Here is a 14,057-nt window from a genome sequence, read left to right on the forward strand (position 1 = left end):
GCGTGTTTGGCGGTCCCCAAAACAGGTTGCCGATAATAACGCCGGGCGCCAGGCAAAAGGGAGTTCCCCTGCCGCTTCGCCTTTGCATCCGCGCCTGCTCCATTTTTAAGGAACGAATAATGGCTAAGAAAATAACGATACGAAAAGGTCAATTAGGTCTGCTGGCGAAAGCGGGCGACTACTATCAGGTACTGGAAGCCGGCGAGCATCGCTTACCGTGGTTTTCCACACCGGAAGTGCTGATCGTCACCACCGATGGCAGCGAAGTACCGCAGGCGTTGGCCGACTATATGCGCCGCTTCCAGCCTGAATGGATCGACCGTTACTGCCTGGCGGCTGATATGGCGGAAGAGGAAGCCGGCGCGCTGTATATCGATGGCGTGCTGCAGGAGATCATCCCGCCAGCGACGCGCCGTCTGTACTGGCAATATGACAATGCGCTGAAGCTGGTACGCATGGATACTCGCGCGGTGCTGGTACCAGCAGAGGTGATGAACGCGGTACTGCAACCTCGACGCAGCGGCGCGGTAAAAGGGCGTGAGTCGATACTGACGGTACAGGTTCCTGCCTGGCATGTTGGGGTGGTGAAAATTGACGGCGAGCTGCAGAAAGCTCTACCGCCCGGTTTGACTGCCTACTGGAAGATTAACCATCTGGTGGAAGCCGAAGTGGTGGATACTCGCCTGCAGGTGCTGGAGGTCAGCGGTCAGGAGATCCTGACCAAAGACAAAGTTAATTTACGTCTGAATCTGGCGGCGAACTGGCGTTATCAAGACGTGCTGACGGCATTTTGCCAGTTAACTAAACCGCTGGATCATCTGTATCGTGAACTGCAGTTCGCGCTGCGCGAAGCGGTCGGTACACGTACGCTGGATGAGCTTCTGGAAAATAAACAGATGATTGATGAAGTGGTGAGCGCGCAGGTGAAAGAGCGTATGGCGCCATTCGGCATCGAGATCGCCTCGTTGGGAGTAAAAGATATCGTCCTGCCAGGCGACATGAAGGCCATTTTGTCGCAGTTGGTGGAAGCGGAGAAATCGGCCCAGGCCAACGTTATCCGCCGCCGGGAAGAGACGGCGGCAACTCGTTCTTTATTGAACACGGCCAAAGTAATGGAAAACAATCCGGTCGCCCTGCGCTTAAAAGAGCTTGAAACGCTCGAACGCGTCGCGGAGCGAATCGATAAAATTTCCGTATTTGGCGGGCTGGACCAGGTATTACATGGACTTATCAACATTAATGGAGTGAACCATGGCGCATAACGATTATCACCTGCTGACGGCGGAAAATAGCGCGCCGATCAAAATGTGGACCCGCGGCGTGCCGGTAGAGCCGGAAGCACGCGTCCAGTTGCTGAATACGGCAAAAATGCCGTTTGTCTTTAAGCATCTGGCGGTGATGCCGGACGTGCATCTCGGGAAAGGCTCGACTATTGGCAGCGTGATCCCGACAAAAGGGGCAATCATTCCGGCGGCCGTCGGCGTGGATATTGGCTGCGGTATGATGGCGGTGCGTACTTCGCTTATTGCCAGCGATCTGCCGGATAACCTGGGCGGGTTGCGCAGCGCGATCGAGCAGGCGGTACCGCACGGGCGAACTAACACGCGCTCCCGGCGCGATAAAGGCGCCTGGGAGACGCCGCCGCAGGAAGTCGATCAACAGTGGTCGCTACTGGCTCCGCGCTTTAAGCGCCTGACGGACAAATATCCGCAGTTGTTGAAAACCAATAATCATCAGCATCTCGGAACATTGGGTACCGGCAATCACTTTATTGAAGTGTGCCTGGATGAACAGCAGCGGGTATGGGTAATGCTGCATAGCGGTTCGCGCGGCGTCGGTAATGCTATCGGCAACCTGTTTATTACCCTGGCGCAGAACGATATGCAGCAGCATATCGCTAATCTGCCGGACAGAAACCTGGCCTACTTTCAGGAAGGTAGCCCGCACTACGAGGATTACATCGAGGCGGTGGAATGGGCGCAGGATTTCGCCAGGCATAATCGCGAGGTAATGATGGCGCGGGTACTGGCGGCGCTATCGGCCATTGTGACGAAACCGTTTATGACCCAGCAGGAGGCGGTCAATTGCCACCATAACTATGTGCAGAAAGAGCGGCACTTTGGCGAAGAGGTTCTGGTCACGCGTAAAGGCGCGGTATCGGCGCAGAAGGGGCAAATGGGCATCATTCCCGGCTCAATGGGGGCAAAAAGCTTCATTGTGCGCGGATTGGGTAATGAAGAGAGTTTCTGCTCATGTAGCCACGGCGCAGGACGCGTGATGAGCCGAACGGCGGCGAAAAAGCGGTTCACCGTCGCAGACCAGATCCGCACGACCGCCCACGTCGAATGCCGAAAAGATAGTGAGGTGATCGACGAAATTCCGCTGGCTTATAAAGACATTGAGGCGGTGATGGCCGCGCAATCGTCGCTGGTAGAGGTGGTACATACCCTGCGTCAGGTCGTCTGTGTTAAAGGATAAAAAATAATGAGTGAAAATAGCGTCGATGCCGCGATGCGCCAGCGCGTGCGGCGGCAGTTAGCCGACATAGAACAACGCTACCAGGTCAGGGTGCTGTATGCCTGTGAATCGGGTAGCCGCGGCTGGGGTTTTGCCTCGCCGGATAGCGATTATGATGTTCGCTTTTTATATGTTCATCAACCCGAATGGTATTTACGCGTGGAAGCGCAGCGCGATGTTATCGAACTGCCGATAGATGATGAGCTGGATGTCTGCGGCTGGGAGTGGCGCAAAGCGCTGGGGTTATTGAAAGCGGCGAACCCTACTCTTATAGAGTGGCTGGATTCACCGGTGGTGTATCAGCAGGATGCGTCGACAGTGGCGGCGTTAAAAGCGCTGGTGCCGCAGTGGTTTTCGCCGCTACGCGCCCGTTGGCACTACTATTCAATGGCGCGGAAGAACTTTCGCGGCTACCTGCAGGGTGAGCAGGTACGGTTGAAAAAATACTTTTATGTACTGCGCCCGCTGTTGGCCGTGCGCTGGGTTGAAGCCGGTAAAGGCGTGCCGCCGATGCGTTTTAGCGAACTGCTGGCGGGCAGCGAACTGGAACCCGCCCTGCGTAATGAAATCGATGAGCTGCTGGTTCGCAAACAACGTGCCGGCGAAGCAGAGTACGGCATACGACGCCCGCTTTTGCATGCCTTTATTCAACATGAGCTGGCGCGTGGCGAGGTAGCGCCGGAACTGCCGGATAGCCGAACGGGGCGCGTTGAGCAACTCGATCGCTTGCTGATGAGCACGGTACTGGCGCCATAAAAAAGGCCCGGCTTCTGACGAAACCGGGCCTTTTGCTAACGGGCTTTCCCGTCGCGATTATTCAAACAAATTATGATGCAGCTTCTGCACCACTTTCTCCGCATCGTCGCCCGGCACCAGGAAGCACAGGTTGTGGCTGGATGCGCCGTAACAGATCATGCGGATATTGAACGGTTCCAGAACGCCAAACACCTCTTTACCGACGCCGCAGGCTTTCGACAGCTCGTTGCCGATCAGGGCGACCAGCGCCAGATTCTCTTCCACTTCGACGCGGCACAGCGAAGAGAGCTCGGTCAGCAGCGCCTGGGTGAGCAGGGTGTCGCCAGCGGAGGTAGAACCGGTGGTGTCCATGGTCAGCGCAATGCTCACTTCCGAGGTGGTGATCAGATCGACGGAAATATTATGCCGCGCCAGAATACCGAACACTTCGGCCAGGAAGCCGCGGGAGTGCAGCATATGCAGGCTGTGCAGTGTCAGCAGCGTTTGACGACGACGCAGCGCCAGCGCGCGGAACAGCGGTGGATTTTCGGTTTTATGACAGACCATCGTGCCGCCGGCTTTAGGTTCTTTGCTGGAGCCGACGAATACCGGGATATCGCTGCGTACGGCGGGCAGCAGGGTGGCCGGATGCAATACCTTGGCCCCGAACGTGGCCATCTCCGCGGCTTCAGCGAAAGCGATCACATCGATGCGCTTCGCCGCTGGCGCAACGCGCGGATCGGTTGTGTAGATGCCAGGGACATCGGTCCAGATATCGACACGGCTGGCGTTTAAGGCCTCGCCGAGTAGCGCTGCGGTGTAATCGCTGCCGCCGCGACCAAGGGTAGTGGTGCGTCCTTTGGCTTCGCTGCCGATAAAGCCCTGGGTAATAACCAGGCCTTCTTCCAGCCGCGGCGCCAGTTGTTGTTGCGTCAGTTCCGCCAGCGCGGCGATATCCGGTTCGGCACGGCCGAAACGATCGTTGGTGCGCATCACTTTACGTACGTCGAACCACTGCGCCGCAATACCGCGTTCGCGCAGGATCTCAACGAACAGTAAGGTGGACATCAGTTCGCCGTGGCTCACCAGTTCATCGGTCAAGGCTTCCGAGCTGGCCAGCGAGGCGGCTTCCGCCAGGGTAGTAATGTTTTCCAGCAGACGCTCGATCTCTTCGCGAATAACGTTGGGATAACGTAAACGCTCCAGAATATTGAACTGGATTTGGCGCATTTCATCGAGCTTAGCGAAACGTTCGGTGGGTTCCAGCCCTGCCGCTAAAGCAACTAAGATATTGGTAACGCCAGCCGATGCGGATAACACCACTACGCGGGTATTCGCATCCAGCAGCGCGACGTCGACGCTACGGTTCATCGCGTCGAAATCGGCCACGCTGGTGCCGCCGAACTTAGCAACAACTAAATCTGTCATAACAACCTCGTGTCAGGGGGCCTGACTTATTAAAACGATTCCTGAACAACCGCTCCTGGTTCGGGCTGGAAATAACCGGAGCGCTACAAAATGTCTTAATAAGCCAGGCCAAATTAACTCAGCCATGGCACAAGGGAAGAGCGAAAAGTAGGGTGGGCGCAGAGCGATAAACAAACTACGATGTCACCCAGAAGTGCTCCACCTTGTAGACCCGTTCGCCGATGACGCGCATCGGTTCGCGAGTATGAAACGCCCGACTGCGAACGTTTCTGGTGACAACCCAGGGGATTCAGCCCCTGTGGCCGGCGACAGACTTAACCAGATGCCTGTACGCCTCGGCGTTGCTCCCCCTCACGTATTATCCCCGGACTGGTTCCTCCAATACGGTTACCTGGGCAACGCACCTCTTCTGGCAATTACTGACGTCTTTCACTATGCCTGGGGGGAGACTGGTCATTATACCCCCCAGCGATACTCTTCGCTGTAGCGTGAAATGCGCGAGCAATACATACCTACGGTTCCGTAGGCAGTTCAGCTATATAAAGGCTTCCGGACGGGTATGTCAACGACAGGGTTATGCGGATTTTTCATGCATCGGCGGATAACAGAAAAAAGCCTAATGATAGCTATAATATGGGAGCTCTTTACCCTATTTCTGACCCCCGTCAACGGCATAACACAAAAATCATCACAATTTTCCGCCGCTGAGGCTACAATCGACCGAAGTCACATTTTTCAAATCAGAAGAGTATTGCTAATGAAAAATATCAACCCAACGCAGACCGCTGCATGGCAGGCATTACAGAAACACTTCGATGAAATGAAAGACGTCACTATCAGCGAGCTTTTCGCCAAAGATAGCGATCGTTTCTCTAAATTCTCCGCCACTTTTGACGATCTGATGCTGGTGGACTTCTCCAAGAACCGCATCACTGAAGAGACGCTGTCTAAGCTGCAGGATCTGGCGAAAGAGACCGATCTGGCCGGCGCTATCAAGTCGATGTTCTCCGGTGAAAAAATTAACCGTACCGAAGACCGCGCGGTACTGCACGTCGCACTGCGCAACCGCAGCAATACGCCAATTGTGGTTGACGGCAAAGATGTGATGCCGGAAGTCAACGCTGTACTGGAGAAGATGAAAGTCTTCTCAGAAGCGATTATCTCTGGTAGCTGGAAAGGCTATACCGGCAAACCGATCACCGACGTGGTGAACATCGGTATTGGTGGTTCAGATCTCGGCCCGTTCATGGTGACCGAAGCGCTGCGCCCGTATAAAAACCACCTCAACATGCACTTCGTTTCTAACGTTGACGGCACCCATATCGCCGAAGTGCTGAAAGCGGTGAATCCGGAAACCACGCTGTTCCTGGTGGCTTCTAAAACCTTCACCACTCAGGAAACCATGACCAACGCCCACAGCGCGCGTGACTGGTTCCTGGCGACCGCGGGCGACGAGAAACACGTGGCGAAACACTTCGCGGCGCTCTCCACCAACGGTAAAGCGGTTGGCGAGTTCGGTATCGATACGGCTAACATGTTTGAGTTCTGGGACTGGGTCGGCGGTCGTTACTCCCTGTGGTCCGCCATCGGTCTGTCTATCATTCTGTCCGTCGGCTTCGACAACTTCGTTCAGCTGCTGTCCGGCGCCCACGCCATGGACAAACACTTCTCTACCACGCCGGCTGAGAAAAACCTGCCGGTACTGCTGGCGCTGATTGGTATCTGGTACAACAATTTCTTCGGCGCCGAAACCGAAGCAATTCTGCCGTACGATCAGTACATGCATCGCTTTGCCGCTTACTTCCAGCAGGGCAACATGGAATCCAACGGTAAGTACGTTGACCGTAACGGCAACGTCGTGGATTACCAGACTGGCCCTATCATCTGGGGCGAGCCGGGGACTAACGGTCAGCACGCGTTCTATCAGCTGATCCACCAGGGCACCAAAATGGTACCGTGCGATTTCATCGCCCCGGCTATCACCCATAACCCGCTGTCTGACCACCATCAGAAACTGCTGTCTAACTTCTTCGCTCAGACCGAAGCGCTGGCCTTTGGTAAATCCCGCGAAGTGGTTGAGCAGGAATATCGCGATCAGGGTAAAGATCCGGCTCAGCTTGAGCACGTGGTGCCGTTTAAAGTGTTCGAAGGCAACCGTCCGACCAACTCCATCCTGCTGCGTGAAATTACCCCGTTCAGCCTGGGCGCATTGATTGCGCTGTATGAGCACAAAATCTTCACCCAGGGCGCGATCCTCAACATCTTCACCTTCGATCAGTGGGGCGTTGAGCTGGGTAAACAGCTGGCTAACCGTATCCTGCCGGAACTGAAAGATGGCGCGGACGTCAGCAGCCACGACAGCTCTACCAACGGCCTGATTAACCGTTATAAAGCCTGGCGCGCATAAGCGCTGCGCAATTAAACCTTAATGCCGACCCTCGGGTCGGCATTTTTATTTATAGTCGCCGCAGCAGCCTCGCCGGGTTGCCCGCCCAAACGCCTTTCTCGGTGATGGATTTTGTCACCACGCTCCCGGCGCCGATGACCACGCCATCGCAGATACTCACCGCCAGAATGGTGGCGCCGCTGCCGATAGACACGTCATTGCCGATTTCAATACGCCCCCAACTGTCGCGGTCGGCATTCGGTTTGCCATCGCGGAACATATCGTTAGCGAACATCACGCCGTGGCCGATAAAACAGCGTTGGCCGATGGTGACGTACTCGCAGATAAAACTGTGGGACTGGATTTTGCTGTCCGCACCGATGCGCGTGTGCCCCTGAATCTCGACGAACGGCCCGACAAAAACGTTATCGTCAAGCTGGCAATCATAAAGGTTGGCGGGCTGGTATATGACCACGTTTTCGCCGCAAATGACGTTGCGAACGCCGGTATCGCGAAGCGTAAAAGGGGGAATATTTGGCTCATTCGACATGCTGCATTCCTCGTTCGGATCTCATCGTATAGTGCCTGCAAAATGAGCAAGGAGGAACGGCGAAAAACGGTGGGGAAGGAGGCTGGAGGTTTTCCCCCCCCAGCCAGGAGATTAACGAGCGAAGGCGATGGCTTCGATTTCGACGCCGGCGTCTTTCGGCAGTCTTGCGACCTCCACGCAGGAGCGTGCCGGAAAGGTGGCCTGATGTTCGGTAAAGAAGGCCTCATAGGCGGCGTTGATGGCGGCAAAATCCTTCAGGTCTTTGACAAACACCGTGGTTTTAACAATCTGCCCGACCGTGAGTCCGGCTGCTTCAACGATGGCTTTCACATTTTCCAGCGATTGCCGCGCCTGTTCGGCGATATCGCTGGGCATGGTGCCGTCCAGCGGATTAATCGGCAGCTGACCGGAGGTGATGGTCATCGCGCCGAGATTGACGCCCTGCACGTACGGGCCGATAGCGGCAGGCGCGTCAGCGGTGGTAATAATCATACGGGTTATCCTTCAAACGGTTACATAAAGTAATTCAACAACACCAGCGAGCCGACGCCGCTCACCACCACCCACACCAGGCCTAAACGGAAGCTGGCGAGCGTGCAGATAATGGCGGCGATCACCTTCGGATTCTTTAAGTCGAACTCCATGCTGGAATTCACGCTAAGGATCTGAATGGTGATAATGGCCGGCAGGACGGTGACCGGGACGAAGCGCAGCGTTTTCGTCACCCGCTCGGACATCTGGATTTTTCCGGCCAGGCCGATAAACGAAAATCGGATCAGGAAGGTCACGGCGGCCATACCCAAAGTCAGGGCGATAAAGTAGCTATTATTCATGTTCCAGCGCCTCCACGAGCGGCATGTCGGATTCGGCAATCGCTGCCTGTTTACGTTCTTCAGCCAGGTCGACGCACAGCCCGGCGAGCACGCCAAGTACTGAGGCGACGACAATACCCAGGGAGTAGGGCAGGATGACCAACAGCACGCCGGAGACGGCGGCCACCACGGCGGCGACGGTACAGGCCTGGCTTTTTATTTGCGGCACCACGATGGCGATAAAGGCGGCGACCATGGCGAAATCCAGACCATACTTTTCAATATTCGGGAATGAGGCGCCGACCAGCGCGCCGAGGAAATCGGCCAGTACCCAAATCGCCCAGAAGGTGATCATCGCCGAGCCATAAAACAGATACTTATCCTGCTTATTGCCTTCCATCTCTTTGACGGTGGTGGCATACACTTCATCGGTCAGCGCGTAGGACATAAAGCATTTTTTAAAGAATGACGCTTCACGGACGGTACCGGAAATAGAGGCGCTGTACAGTACGTGACGTAGGTTAATTATTAATGTGGTGAATATAATAACCCCGAGCGTGGCACCGGTTTTAAGCATATTTAATGCCAGCATTTGCGCGGAGCCGGCAATAACAATCGCCGACCACGCCGTACTCTGCCAGACGCTCATGCCGGCGCTGACGCTTAATGCGCCGACAATAAATGAAAATGGAAAGTCGCCGATGCACAGCGGCATAATGGCGCTGGCGCCGCGGAAGATGACTTTTTTATTCATCTGCTATACCTGCTAATTTATAAATAATAGTGTGGGTAGGGTAGGTTAATCAGGGCCTGAATGTTCAGGCCTGTTAAATATTATTATTTAGCGACCATGATGCTGATGATTTCTTTATCGGTGAGGGTCATTGGTTTAATCACCAGGCGACACAGGTTATTAATAGTCTGCTCGACATCGGCGCAGACAATACCGTCATTGGCGCCAGCGCAGCTATTTTGCATTGCCATCAGTACCGCCTTGAAGGCGCTGGATACCACAGATGAGACTTTCATCGCACAGCTATTAGAGGCGCCATCACAAATCATGCCGGTAATATCGCTGACCATATTAATAATCGCGGTGTTAATGGTGTTGATGTCGCGAGTAAATAGCCAGGCCATCCCGGCGGCGGCGCCCATGGCGGCGGTTGAGGCCGCGCATAGCGCAGATAAGCGCGTATAACGAGAATGAATTGAGATGGCGGTGAGATGAGAAAGAGACAAAGCGCGCGCCAGAGTCTCTTCATCGGCGCCGAGATGCTCTGCAACCACCACTACCGGCATGGTTGCTGTAATGCCCTGATTGCCTGAGCCGAAGTTAGACATCGCTACCACCGGCGCGCCGCCCATGCGGGCATCTGAAGCGGCGACGGTGTCGATGATCACCTTGCTTAACAGATCGTTGCTCATCAGGCCGTTTTTCACGGCGTCAGCAAAGGTACCGTTAATGTTCAGGCCATATTTTTTGGTTTTGCCTTCTGCCGCCAGCGCGGAGTTTAAGCGCGCGGCTTCGAGAATAAAGCGAATATCATTAAAGTCGGCGCTATTAATAAATTCGTAAGCCTGCTGTAGCGAAAATGTGGGCAGCGTTTCGTGCCGGGCGCTCGCATTCTGTTTTGCGCTTAATGGCTGTGGCTGGCCATTAATATAAAGTTCGACCACGTTGGTATGGGTTCCTTTCACCACGACGCGACAGTTATTCTCGCCAGCAGAGAGGGTTAAATCGAGATGAATAAAGTCCGGAGTCTCTTCGACGGCAATATCAACGGCATTATTGGCGATCAGTTTCTGCGCCATTTCGACGTGTAGCGGGGTGATATCTTCCAGCGTTTTTAATCCCTTTTGCGGATTGCCGCCAAATGCGCCAATTGCGGCGGCCAGCGCTACACCGCAAACGGTGGTGCCGGGAATAGTCACGCCCATCGCGTTTTTATAGAGATTGGCGGAAATAAAACCGCTAATTCTGGTGCAAGGCTGATCCAGATATTGTGCGGCGTAGGCGGCAGTGAAGGAAATAGCGACGGGTTCAGTACAACCTAAAGCCGGGGCAACTTCTTGTTTGAGCCATTTTACGTACAGGGAAGCGTTATCGGTATTCATAATGATTTAATTTCCAAAATTAAATTTTATTCAGCTGCGATAATGCTAAGACAAAGGATGAGAAAAATCTCACCCTAATAGCCATATAAACAATGCGGATTAGAGAAAAATTTTATCTTGTGGCAGGTTTTAAGATATAACTGTTTCAAATGGTAAATTCTTTAAATTTCAGTTGGTTATTTGGTTTTGTCCTAAGCGTAACGGATGATTTAGTTAACTTGCTCACAGCATTGCAGGAAGTAAAATTTTCTCTTAGTTGCATTTACCGCGTTGAAGGACCGATGCTGCTCGCAAAGCGAAGTAGATCTGGATCACACTTTTGCGCTATACAGATCAATAACGTTCATGCATTTGAGGTGTCACTATGCCGTCGGTATATCGTCCGCTGGTTAATTTTGTTGCGAAGGCCATGCAGGCCGTGCTCAACCTGGCGCTGCTGTGCCTGGGAATTATTCTGGTGGTGTTCCTGGGAAAGGAGACCCTGCATCTGGCGCACGTGCTGTTTACGCCGGAGCCGGTGAGTAAGTACAAGCTGGTCGAAGGGCTGGTGGTTTATTTTCTCTACTTCGAATTTATCGCGTTGATTGTGAAATACTTTGAGTCCGGTTTTCACTTCCCGCTGCGTTATTTCGTCTATATCGGCATTACGGCGATTGTACGGCTTATTATCGTCGACCATGAGTCGCCAATGGCGGTGCTGATTTACTCTGCGGCGATCCTTATCCTGGTGATTACCCTGTGGTTGTGTAATTCCAACCGCCTGAAACGGGAATAAAAAAAGCGGCCTCCAGGGCCGCTTGACCGACAATCACAAATGAAATTTATGTAGGGTCCAGTAGAGGATTGCAGTGGCATTTGCCCTACTTTTTCAGGGAGAGGTGGGCTGTCGTACCCGGTTGGAGTCGTGTACCACATCCCACCCTCTCTGAAATTTGGGGCGGTAAAACAAGGGTCTAACATGATGAAACTTAACCTTTCACCCCGCCCGCCGTCAGGCCGTTGACCAACCAACGCTGAGCCAGCAGGAAGACGACGGTAATCGGAATCGCCGACAGTACCGCCGCCGCGGCGAAGTCGCCCCACAGGTAGTTCTGCGGATTGAGATACTGCTGCATCCCCACCGCCAGGGTATAGCTGTTCACATCGCGTAGCAGCAACGAGGCCACCGGCACTTCGGTAATCGCGGCGATGAACGACAGAATAAACACGACCGCCAGAATCGGCACCGACAGCGGCAGCAGCACCAGGCGGAAGGCCTGCCACGGAGTGGCGCCATCCAGCGCGGCCGCTTCTTCCAGTGAACCATCGATAGTTTCGAAGTAGCCCTTAATCGTCCAGACGTGCAGCGCGATGCCGCCCATATAGGCGAAGATCACCCCGCCGTGAGTGTTGAGGCCGACGAAAGGCAGATACTGACCGAGGCGGTCGAACAACGCATACAGCGCCACCAGCGACAGTACCGCCGGGAACATCTGGAAAATCAGCATCCCTTTGAGCAGCGTCGCTTTACCCGGGAAGCGCATACGGGCGAAAGCGTAAGCGCAGGTGGTGGAGAGGGCGACGATGCCGATCGCAGTAATCCCGGCCACCTTAATTGAGTTCCACAGCCACAGCAGGACCGGGAATGGTGGCGGCGTTACCCGGCCATCGGCGTGTTCGACGCTGAAGCCTAATGCCAGACGCCAGTGCTCCCAGGAGATGGTATCCGGGATCAGGCTGCCGGTCGCGAAGTTGCCTTCGCGCAGCGAGATAGCGATAACCATCAGCAGCGGGAACATAATCGCGGCGATAAAAATCAGCAGCAACAGGTGTGTCGTAAAGAGACGCAGTTTCTGAGATTTGGGTTGGACCATAGCCATTATCGTTATCTCCCTTAATCAAACTTCATGCGCGTGGCTTTCAAATTCACAATCGCTAACGCCCCAACCAGCAGGAAGATAAGCGTGGCGATAGCCGCCGCCAGGCCGAAGTCCTGACCGCCGCCGCCTTCAAAGGCGATGCGATAGGTGTAGCTCACCAGCAGGTCGGTATAACCGGCCGGCGTGGTGGTGCCGAGACGGTCCGGGCCACCGTTGGTTAACAGTTGAATCAGCACGAAGTTGTTAAAGTTAAAGGCGAAGCTGGCGATCATCAGCGGCGTGAGCGGCTTGATCAGCAGCGGTAGCGTAATTTTAAAGAAGTTCTGGAACGGCCCCGCGCCATCCATCGCCGACGCCTCGTACAGATCGTCCGGAATCGCCTTCAGCAGTCCCATGCACAGGATCATCATGTACGGGTAGCCCAGCCAGGTGTTGACGATGATGATCATCGTGCGCGCGGTGGTTGGGTCGCTAAACCAGGCCGGTTTAATGCCGAACAGTGCGCTCAGCATCATGTTGATTTCACCAAAGCTCTGGTTAAACAGCCCCTTGAAAATCAGTATTGAGATAAATGACGGCACCGCATACGGCAGAATCAACAGCACGCGGTAAATCGCTTTGCCCTTCAACGCTTCCCACTGCACCAGGCAGGCCAGCACCATTCCCACGGCGACGGTCAAAATCACCGTCAGCACCGAGAACACCACGGTCCAGACGAAAATGGCGAAGAACGGCTTCTGGATCCCTTCATCCTGGAAAACGCGGGTGAAGTTATCCCAGCCGATGGTGACGGTATAACCCGGGCTCAGCTTCTCATTGCCCCAGCTGCCGTCGGCATTGATGGATTGATAAAAGCCGATGTCGGCGTTGGGGCGATATTTCACGCCGCTTTGGTTGTTGGTGAGCGTGCCGTCGTTAGCCAGCGCGTACAGCGGCTGGGTGCCGGAAAACTGGCGCAGTGAACTCATAATCACTTTGCTTTCATCCGGCAGCACGGCGGTCAGTTGGTTCAGCGCGGCGCGGTTCTGGGTGATTACGCGTAAATTCGCGCGTTCGCCTTGCGGCAGGGCATCGGCTTCTTTTAACGCCAGCTTCTGCTCGCCGCCAAATTTAAAGGCTTCAGAGAGATAATTTTTACCGCTTTCACCGTCCGTCAGCGCCAGCTGCCACTCATCGCCTGCCGGGTAGAGTGAGAAGTTATAGGCTTTGCCGGCCTGGAAAGAACGATCCATCAGTACCTGTTGGGCGCGTTCGAAGGTGAGCTGGTTGGTGCTGCTGTAGTTGGTGAAGGCGATGGCAATGGTGCAGATCAGCGGGAACAGAACAAACAGCCCCATCCCGGCGAGACCCGGATAAACGTAACGCCAGGCATAGGCCTTGCGATTGGAAAAGATATACAGGCCAACTGAGCTTAAAATCAGCGTCATGATGGCGAACAGGTACTCCCCCTGGGCGTACATTAAAACAACAAGGTAACCCACCAGCAGGCACAGCAAACCAATCACAGACCATGTGAGTTGCGGGCTTTGCCACCAGTGTTTCTTTTTAACGGCATCCATGGGGATCATCCTCTACAACGTTAAATATCTGTCGACAAGAGTGCCTGATGGCGCTGTGCTTATCCGGCCTACAAAGCGTGTAGGCCGGATAAGGCA

The 14,057-nt window shown here is 54.5% G+C and carries 13 protein-coding genes and 1 riboswitch; of the genes, 5 read left to right on the top strand and 8 right to left on the bottom strand.

Annotation, left to right across the window (positions count from 1 at the left end; all coding sequences use genetic code 11):
* Nucleotides 1-119: 119 nt before the first annotated feature.
* The 3 genes from ABLV08_RS19215 to ABLV08_RS19225 are packed head-to-tail and all read left to right on the top strand — an operon-like array spanning nucleotide 120 to nucleotide 3,273.
* Nucleotides 120-1,262: a slipin family protein gene (locus ABLV08_RS19215; RefSeq protein WP_015704029.1), complete on the top strand. Its 1,143-nt coding sequence runs from the start codon at nucleotides 120-122 to the stop codon at nucleotides 1,260-1,262.
* Complete coding sequence (locus ABLV08_RS19220) at nucleotides 1,252-2,478, top strand: RtcB family protein (protein WP_032713435.1); 1,227 nt, start codon at nucleotides 1,252-1,254, stop codon at nucleotides 2,476-2,478. The genes ABLV08_RS19215 and ABLV08_RS19220 overlap by 11 nt, the downstream gene beginning before the upstream one ends.
* Before the next feature lie 6 nt (nucleotides 2,479-2,484).
* Nucleotides 2,485-3,273, top strand: coding sequence for a nucleotidyltransferase domain-containing protein (locus tag ABLV08_RS19225; RefSeq protein ID WP_015704031.1), 789 nt, complete (start codon nucleotides 2,485-2,487; stop codon nucleotides 3,271-3,273).
* Between the two features lie 57 nt (nucleotides 3,274-3,330).
* Here ABLV08_RS19225 and lysC read toward each other — a convergent pair whose 3' ends face one another.
* The gene (gene lysC / locus ABLV08_RS19230; RefSeq protein ID WP_032709596.1) at nucleotides 3,331-4,680 is read right to left on the bottom strand and encodes a lysine-sensitive aspartokinase 3; all 1,350 of its coding nucleotides are present in this window, start codon (nucleotides 4,678-4,680) and stop codon (nucleotides 3,331-3,333) included.
* A gap of 183 nt (nucleotides 4,681-4,863) precedes the next feature.
* Nucleotides 4,864-5,097, bottom strand: a riboswitch (Lysine riboswitch).
* 340 nt (nucleotides 5,098-5,437) lie between these two features.
* Here lysC and pgi point away from each other — a divergent pair.
* Nucleotides 5,438-7,087: a glucose-6-phosphate isomerase gene (gene pgi / locus ABLV08_RS19235; RefSeq protein ID WP_015368781.1), complete on the top strand. Its 1,650-nt coding sequence runs from the start codon at nucleotides 5,438-5,440 to the stop codon at nucleotides 7,085-7,087.
* A gap of 49 nt (nucleotides 7,088-7,136) precedes the next feature.
* Here pgi and ABLV08_RS19240 read toward each other — a convergent pair whose 3' ends face one another.
* The 5 genes from ABLV08_RS19240 to ABLV08_RS19260 all read right to left on the bottom strand — a co-directional run bounded on the left by ABLV08_RS19240 (nucleotide 7,137) and on the right by ABLV08_RS19260 (nucleotide 10,543).
* Nucleotides 7,137-7,616: an acyltransferase gene (locus ABLV08_RS19240; protein ID WP_015368780.1), complete on the bottom strand. Its 480-nt coding sequence runs from the start codon at nucleotides 7,614-7,616 to the stop codon at nucleotides 7,137-7,139.
* Nucleotides 7,617-7,727: 111 nt separating this feature from the next.
* Entirely contained in the window at nucleotides 7,728-8,108 is a 381-nt protein-coding gene (locus ABLV08_RS19245) for a RidA family protein (RefSeq protein WP_015368779.1), read from the bottom strand.
* Nucleotides 8,109-8,128: 20 nt separating this feature from the next.
* Nucleotides 8,129-8,449: an AzlD domain-containing protein gene (locus ABLV08_RS19250; protein ID WP_015368778.1), complete on the bottom strand. Its 321-nt coding sequence runs from the start codon at nucleotides 8,447-8,449 to the stop codon at nucleotides 8,129-8,131.
* The gene (locus ABLV08_RS19255) at nucleotides 8,442-9,182 is read right to left on the bottom strand and encodes an AzlC family ABC transporter permease (protein ID WP_015368777.1); all 741 of its coding nucleotides are present in this window, start codon (nucleotides 9,180-9,182) and stop codon (nucleotides 8,442-8,444) included. The genes ABLV08_RS19250 and ABLV08_RS19255 overlap by 8 nt, the downstream gene beginning before the upstream one ends.
* Nucleotides 9,183-9,265: 83 nt before the next feature.
* The gene (locus ABLV08_RS19260) at nucleotides 9,266-10,543 is read right to left on the bottom strand and encodes an L-serine ammonia-lyase, iron-sulfur-dependent, subunit alpha (protein WP_348856165.1); all 1,278 of its coding nucleotides are present in this window, start codon (nucleotides 10,541-10,543) and stop codon (nucleotides 9,266-9,268) included.
* A 364-nt stretch (nucleotides 10,544-10,907) separates the two neighbouring features.
* Between ABLV08_RS19260 and psiE the strand changes: the two genes are divergently transcribed.
* Nucleotides 10,908-11,318 (top strand): phosphate-starvation-inducible protein PsiE, encoded by a 411-nt coding sequence (psiE, locus tag ABLV08_RS19265; RefSeq protein ID WP_015368775.1) that lies wholly within the window; start codon nucleotides 10,908-10,910, stop codon nucleotides 11,316-11,318.
* A gap of 193 nt (nucleotides 11,319-11,511) precedes the next feature.
* On the opposite strand, the gene malG is transcribed toward psiE, so the two are convergent.
* Together malG and malF are read right to left on the bottom strand one after the other, a co-directional pair.
* Nucleotides 11,512-12,402, bottom strand: coding sequence for a maltose ABC transporter permease MalG (malG, locus tag ABLV08_RS19270; RefSeq protein WP_015368774.1), 891 nt, complete (start codon nucleotides 12,400-12,402; stop codon nucleotides 11,512-11,514).
* 14 nt (nucleotides 12,403-12,416) lie between these two features.
* Nucleotides 12,417-13,961, bottom strand: coding sequence for a maltose ABC transporter permease MalF (gene malF / locus ABLV08_RS19275; RefSeq protein ID WP_015368773.1), 1,545 nt, complete (start codon nucleotides 13,959-13,961; stop codon nucleotides 12,417-12,419).
* Between the last annotated feature and the right edge of the window lie 96 nt (nucleotides 13,962-14,057).

Source organism: Klebsiella sp. CN_Kp088 (assembly GCF_040064335.1).
Lineage (GTDB): Bacteria > Pseudomonadota > Gammaproteobacteria > Enterobacterales > Enterobacteriaceae > Klebsiella > Klebsiella aerogenes.

Coding starts and splice junctions, on each gene's coding strand:
- ABLV08_RS19225 (WP_015704031.1), top strand. CDS start 2,485: ATGAGTGAAAATAGCGTCGATGCCGCGATGCGCCAGCGCGTGCGGCGG.
- malF (WP_015368773.1), bottom strand. CDS start 13,961: ATGGATGCCGTTAAAAAGAAACACTGGTGGCAAAGCCCGCAACTCACA.
- psiE (WP_015368775.1), top strand. CDS start 10,908: ATGCCGTCGGTATATCGTCCGCTGGTTAATTTTGTTGCGAAGGCCATG.
- ABLV08_RS19245 (WP_015368779.1), bottom strand. CDS start 8,108: ATGATTATTACCACCGCTGACGCGCCTGCCGCTATCGGCCCGTACGTG.
- ABLV08_RS19260 (WP_348856165.1), bottom strand. CDS start 10,543: ATGAATACCGATAACGCTTCCCTGTACGTAAAATGGCTCAAACAAGAA.
- lysC (WP_032709596.1), bottom strand. CDS start 4,680: ATGACAGATTTAGTTGTTGCTAAGTTCGGCGGCACCAGCGTGGCCGAT.
- malG (WP_015368774.1), bottom strand. CDS start 12,402: ATGGCTATGGTCCAACCCAAATCTCAGAAACTGCGTCTCTTTACGACA.
- ABLV08_RS19250 (WP_015368778.1), bottom strand. CDS start 8,449: ATGAATAATAGCTACTTTATCGCCCTGACTTTGGGTATGGCCGCCGTG.
- ABLV08_RS19220 (WP_032713435.1), top strand. CDS start 1,252: ATGGCGCATAACGATTATCACCTGCTGACGGCGGAAAATAGCGCGCCG.
- ABLV08_RS19240 (WP_015368780.1), bottom strand. CDS start 7,616: ATGTCGAATGAGCCAAATATTCCCCCTTTTACGCTTCGCGATACCGGC.
- ABLV08_RS19215 (WP_015704029.1), top strand. CDS start 120: ATGGCTAAGAAAATAACGATACGAAAAGGTCAATTAGGTCTGCTGGCG.
- ABLV08_RS19255 (WP_015368777.1), bottom strand. CDS start 9,182: ATGAATAAAAAAGTCATCTTCCGCGGCGCCAGCGCCATTATGCCGCTG.
- pgi (WP_015368781.1), top strand. CDS start 5,438: ATGAAAAATATCAACCCAACGCAGACCGCTGCATGGCAGGCATTACAG.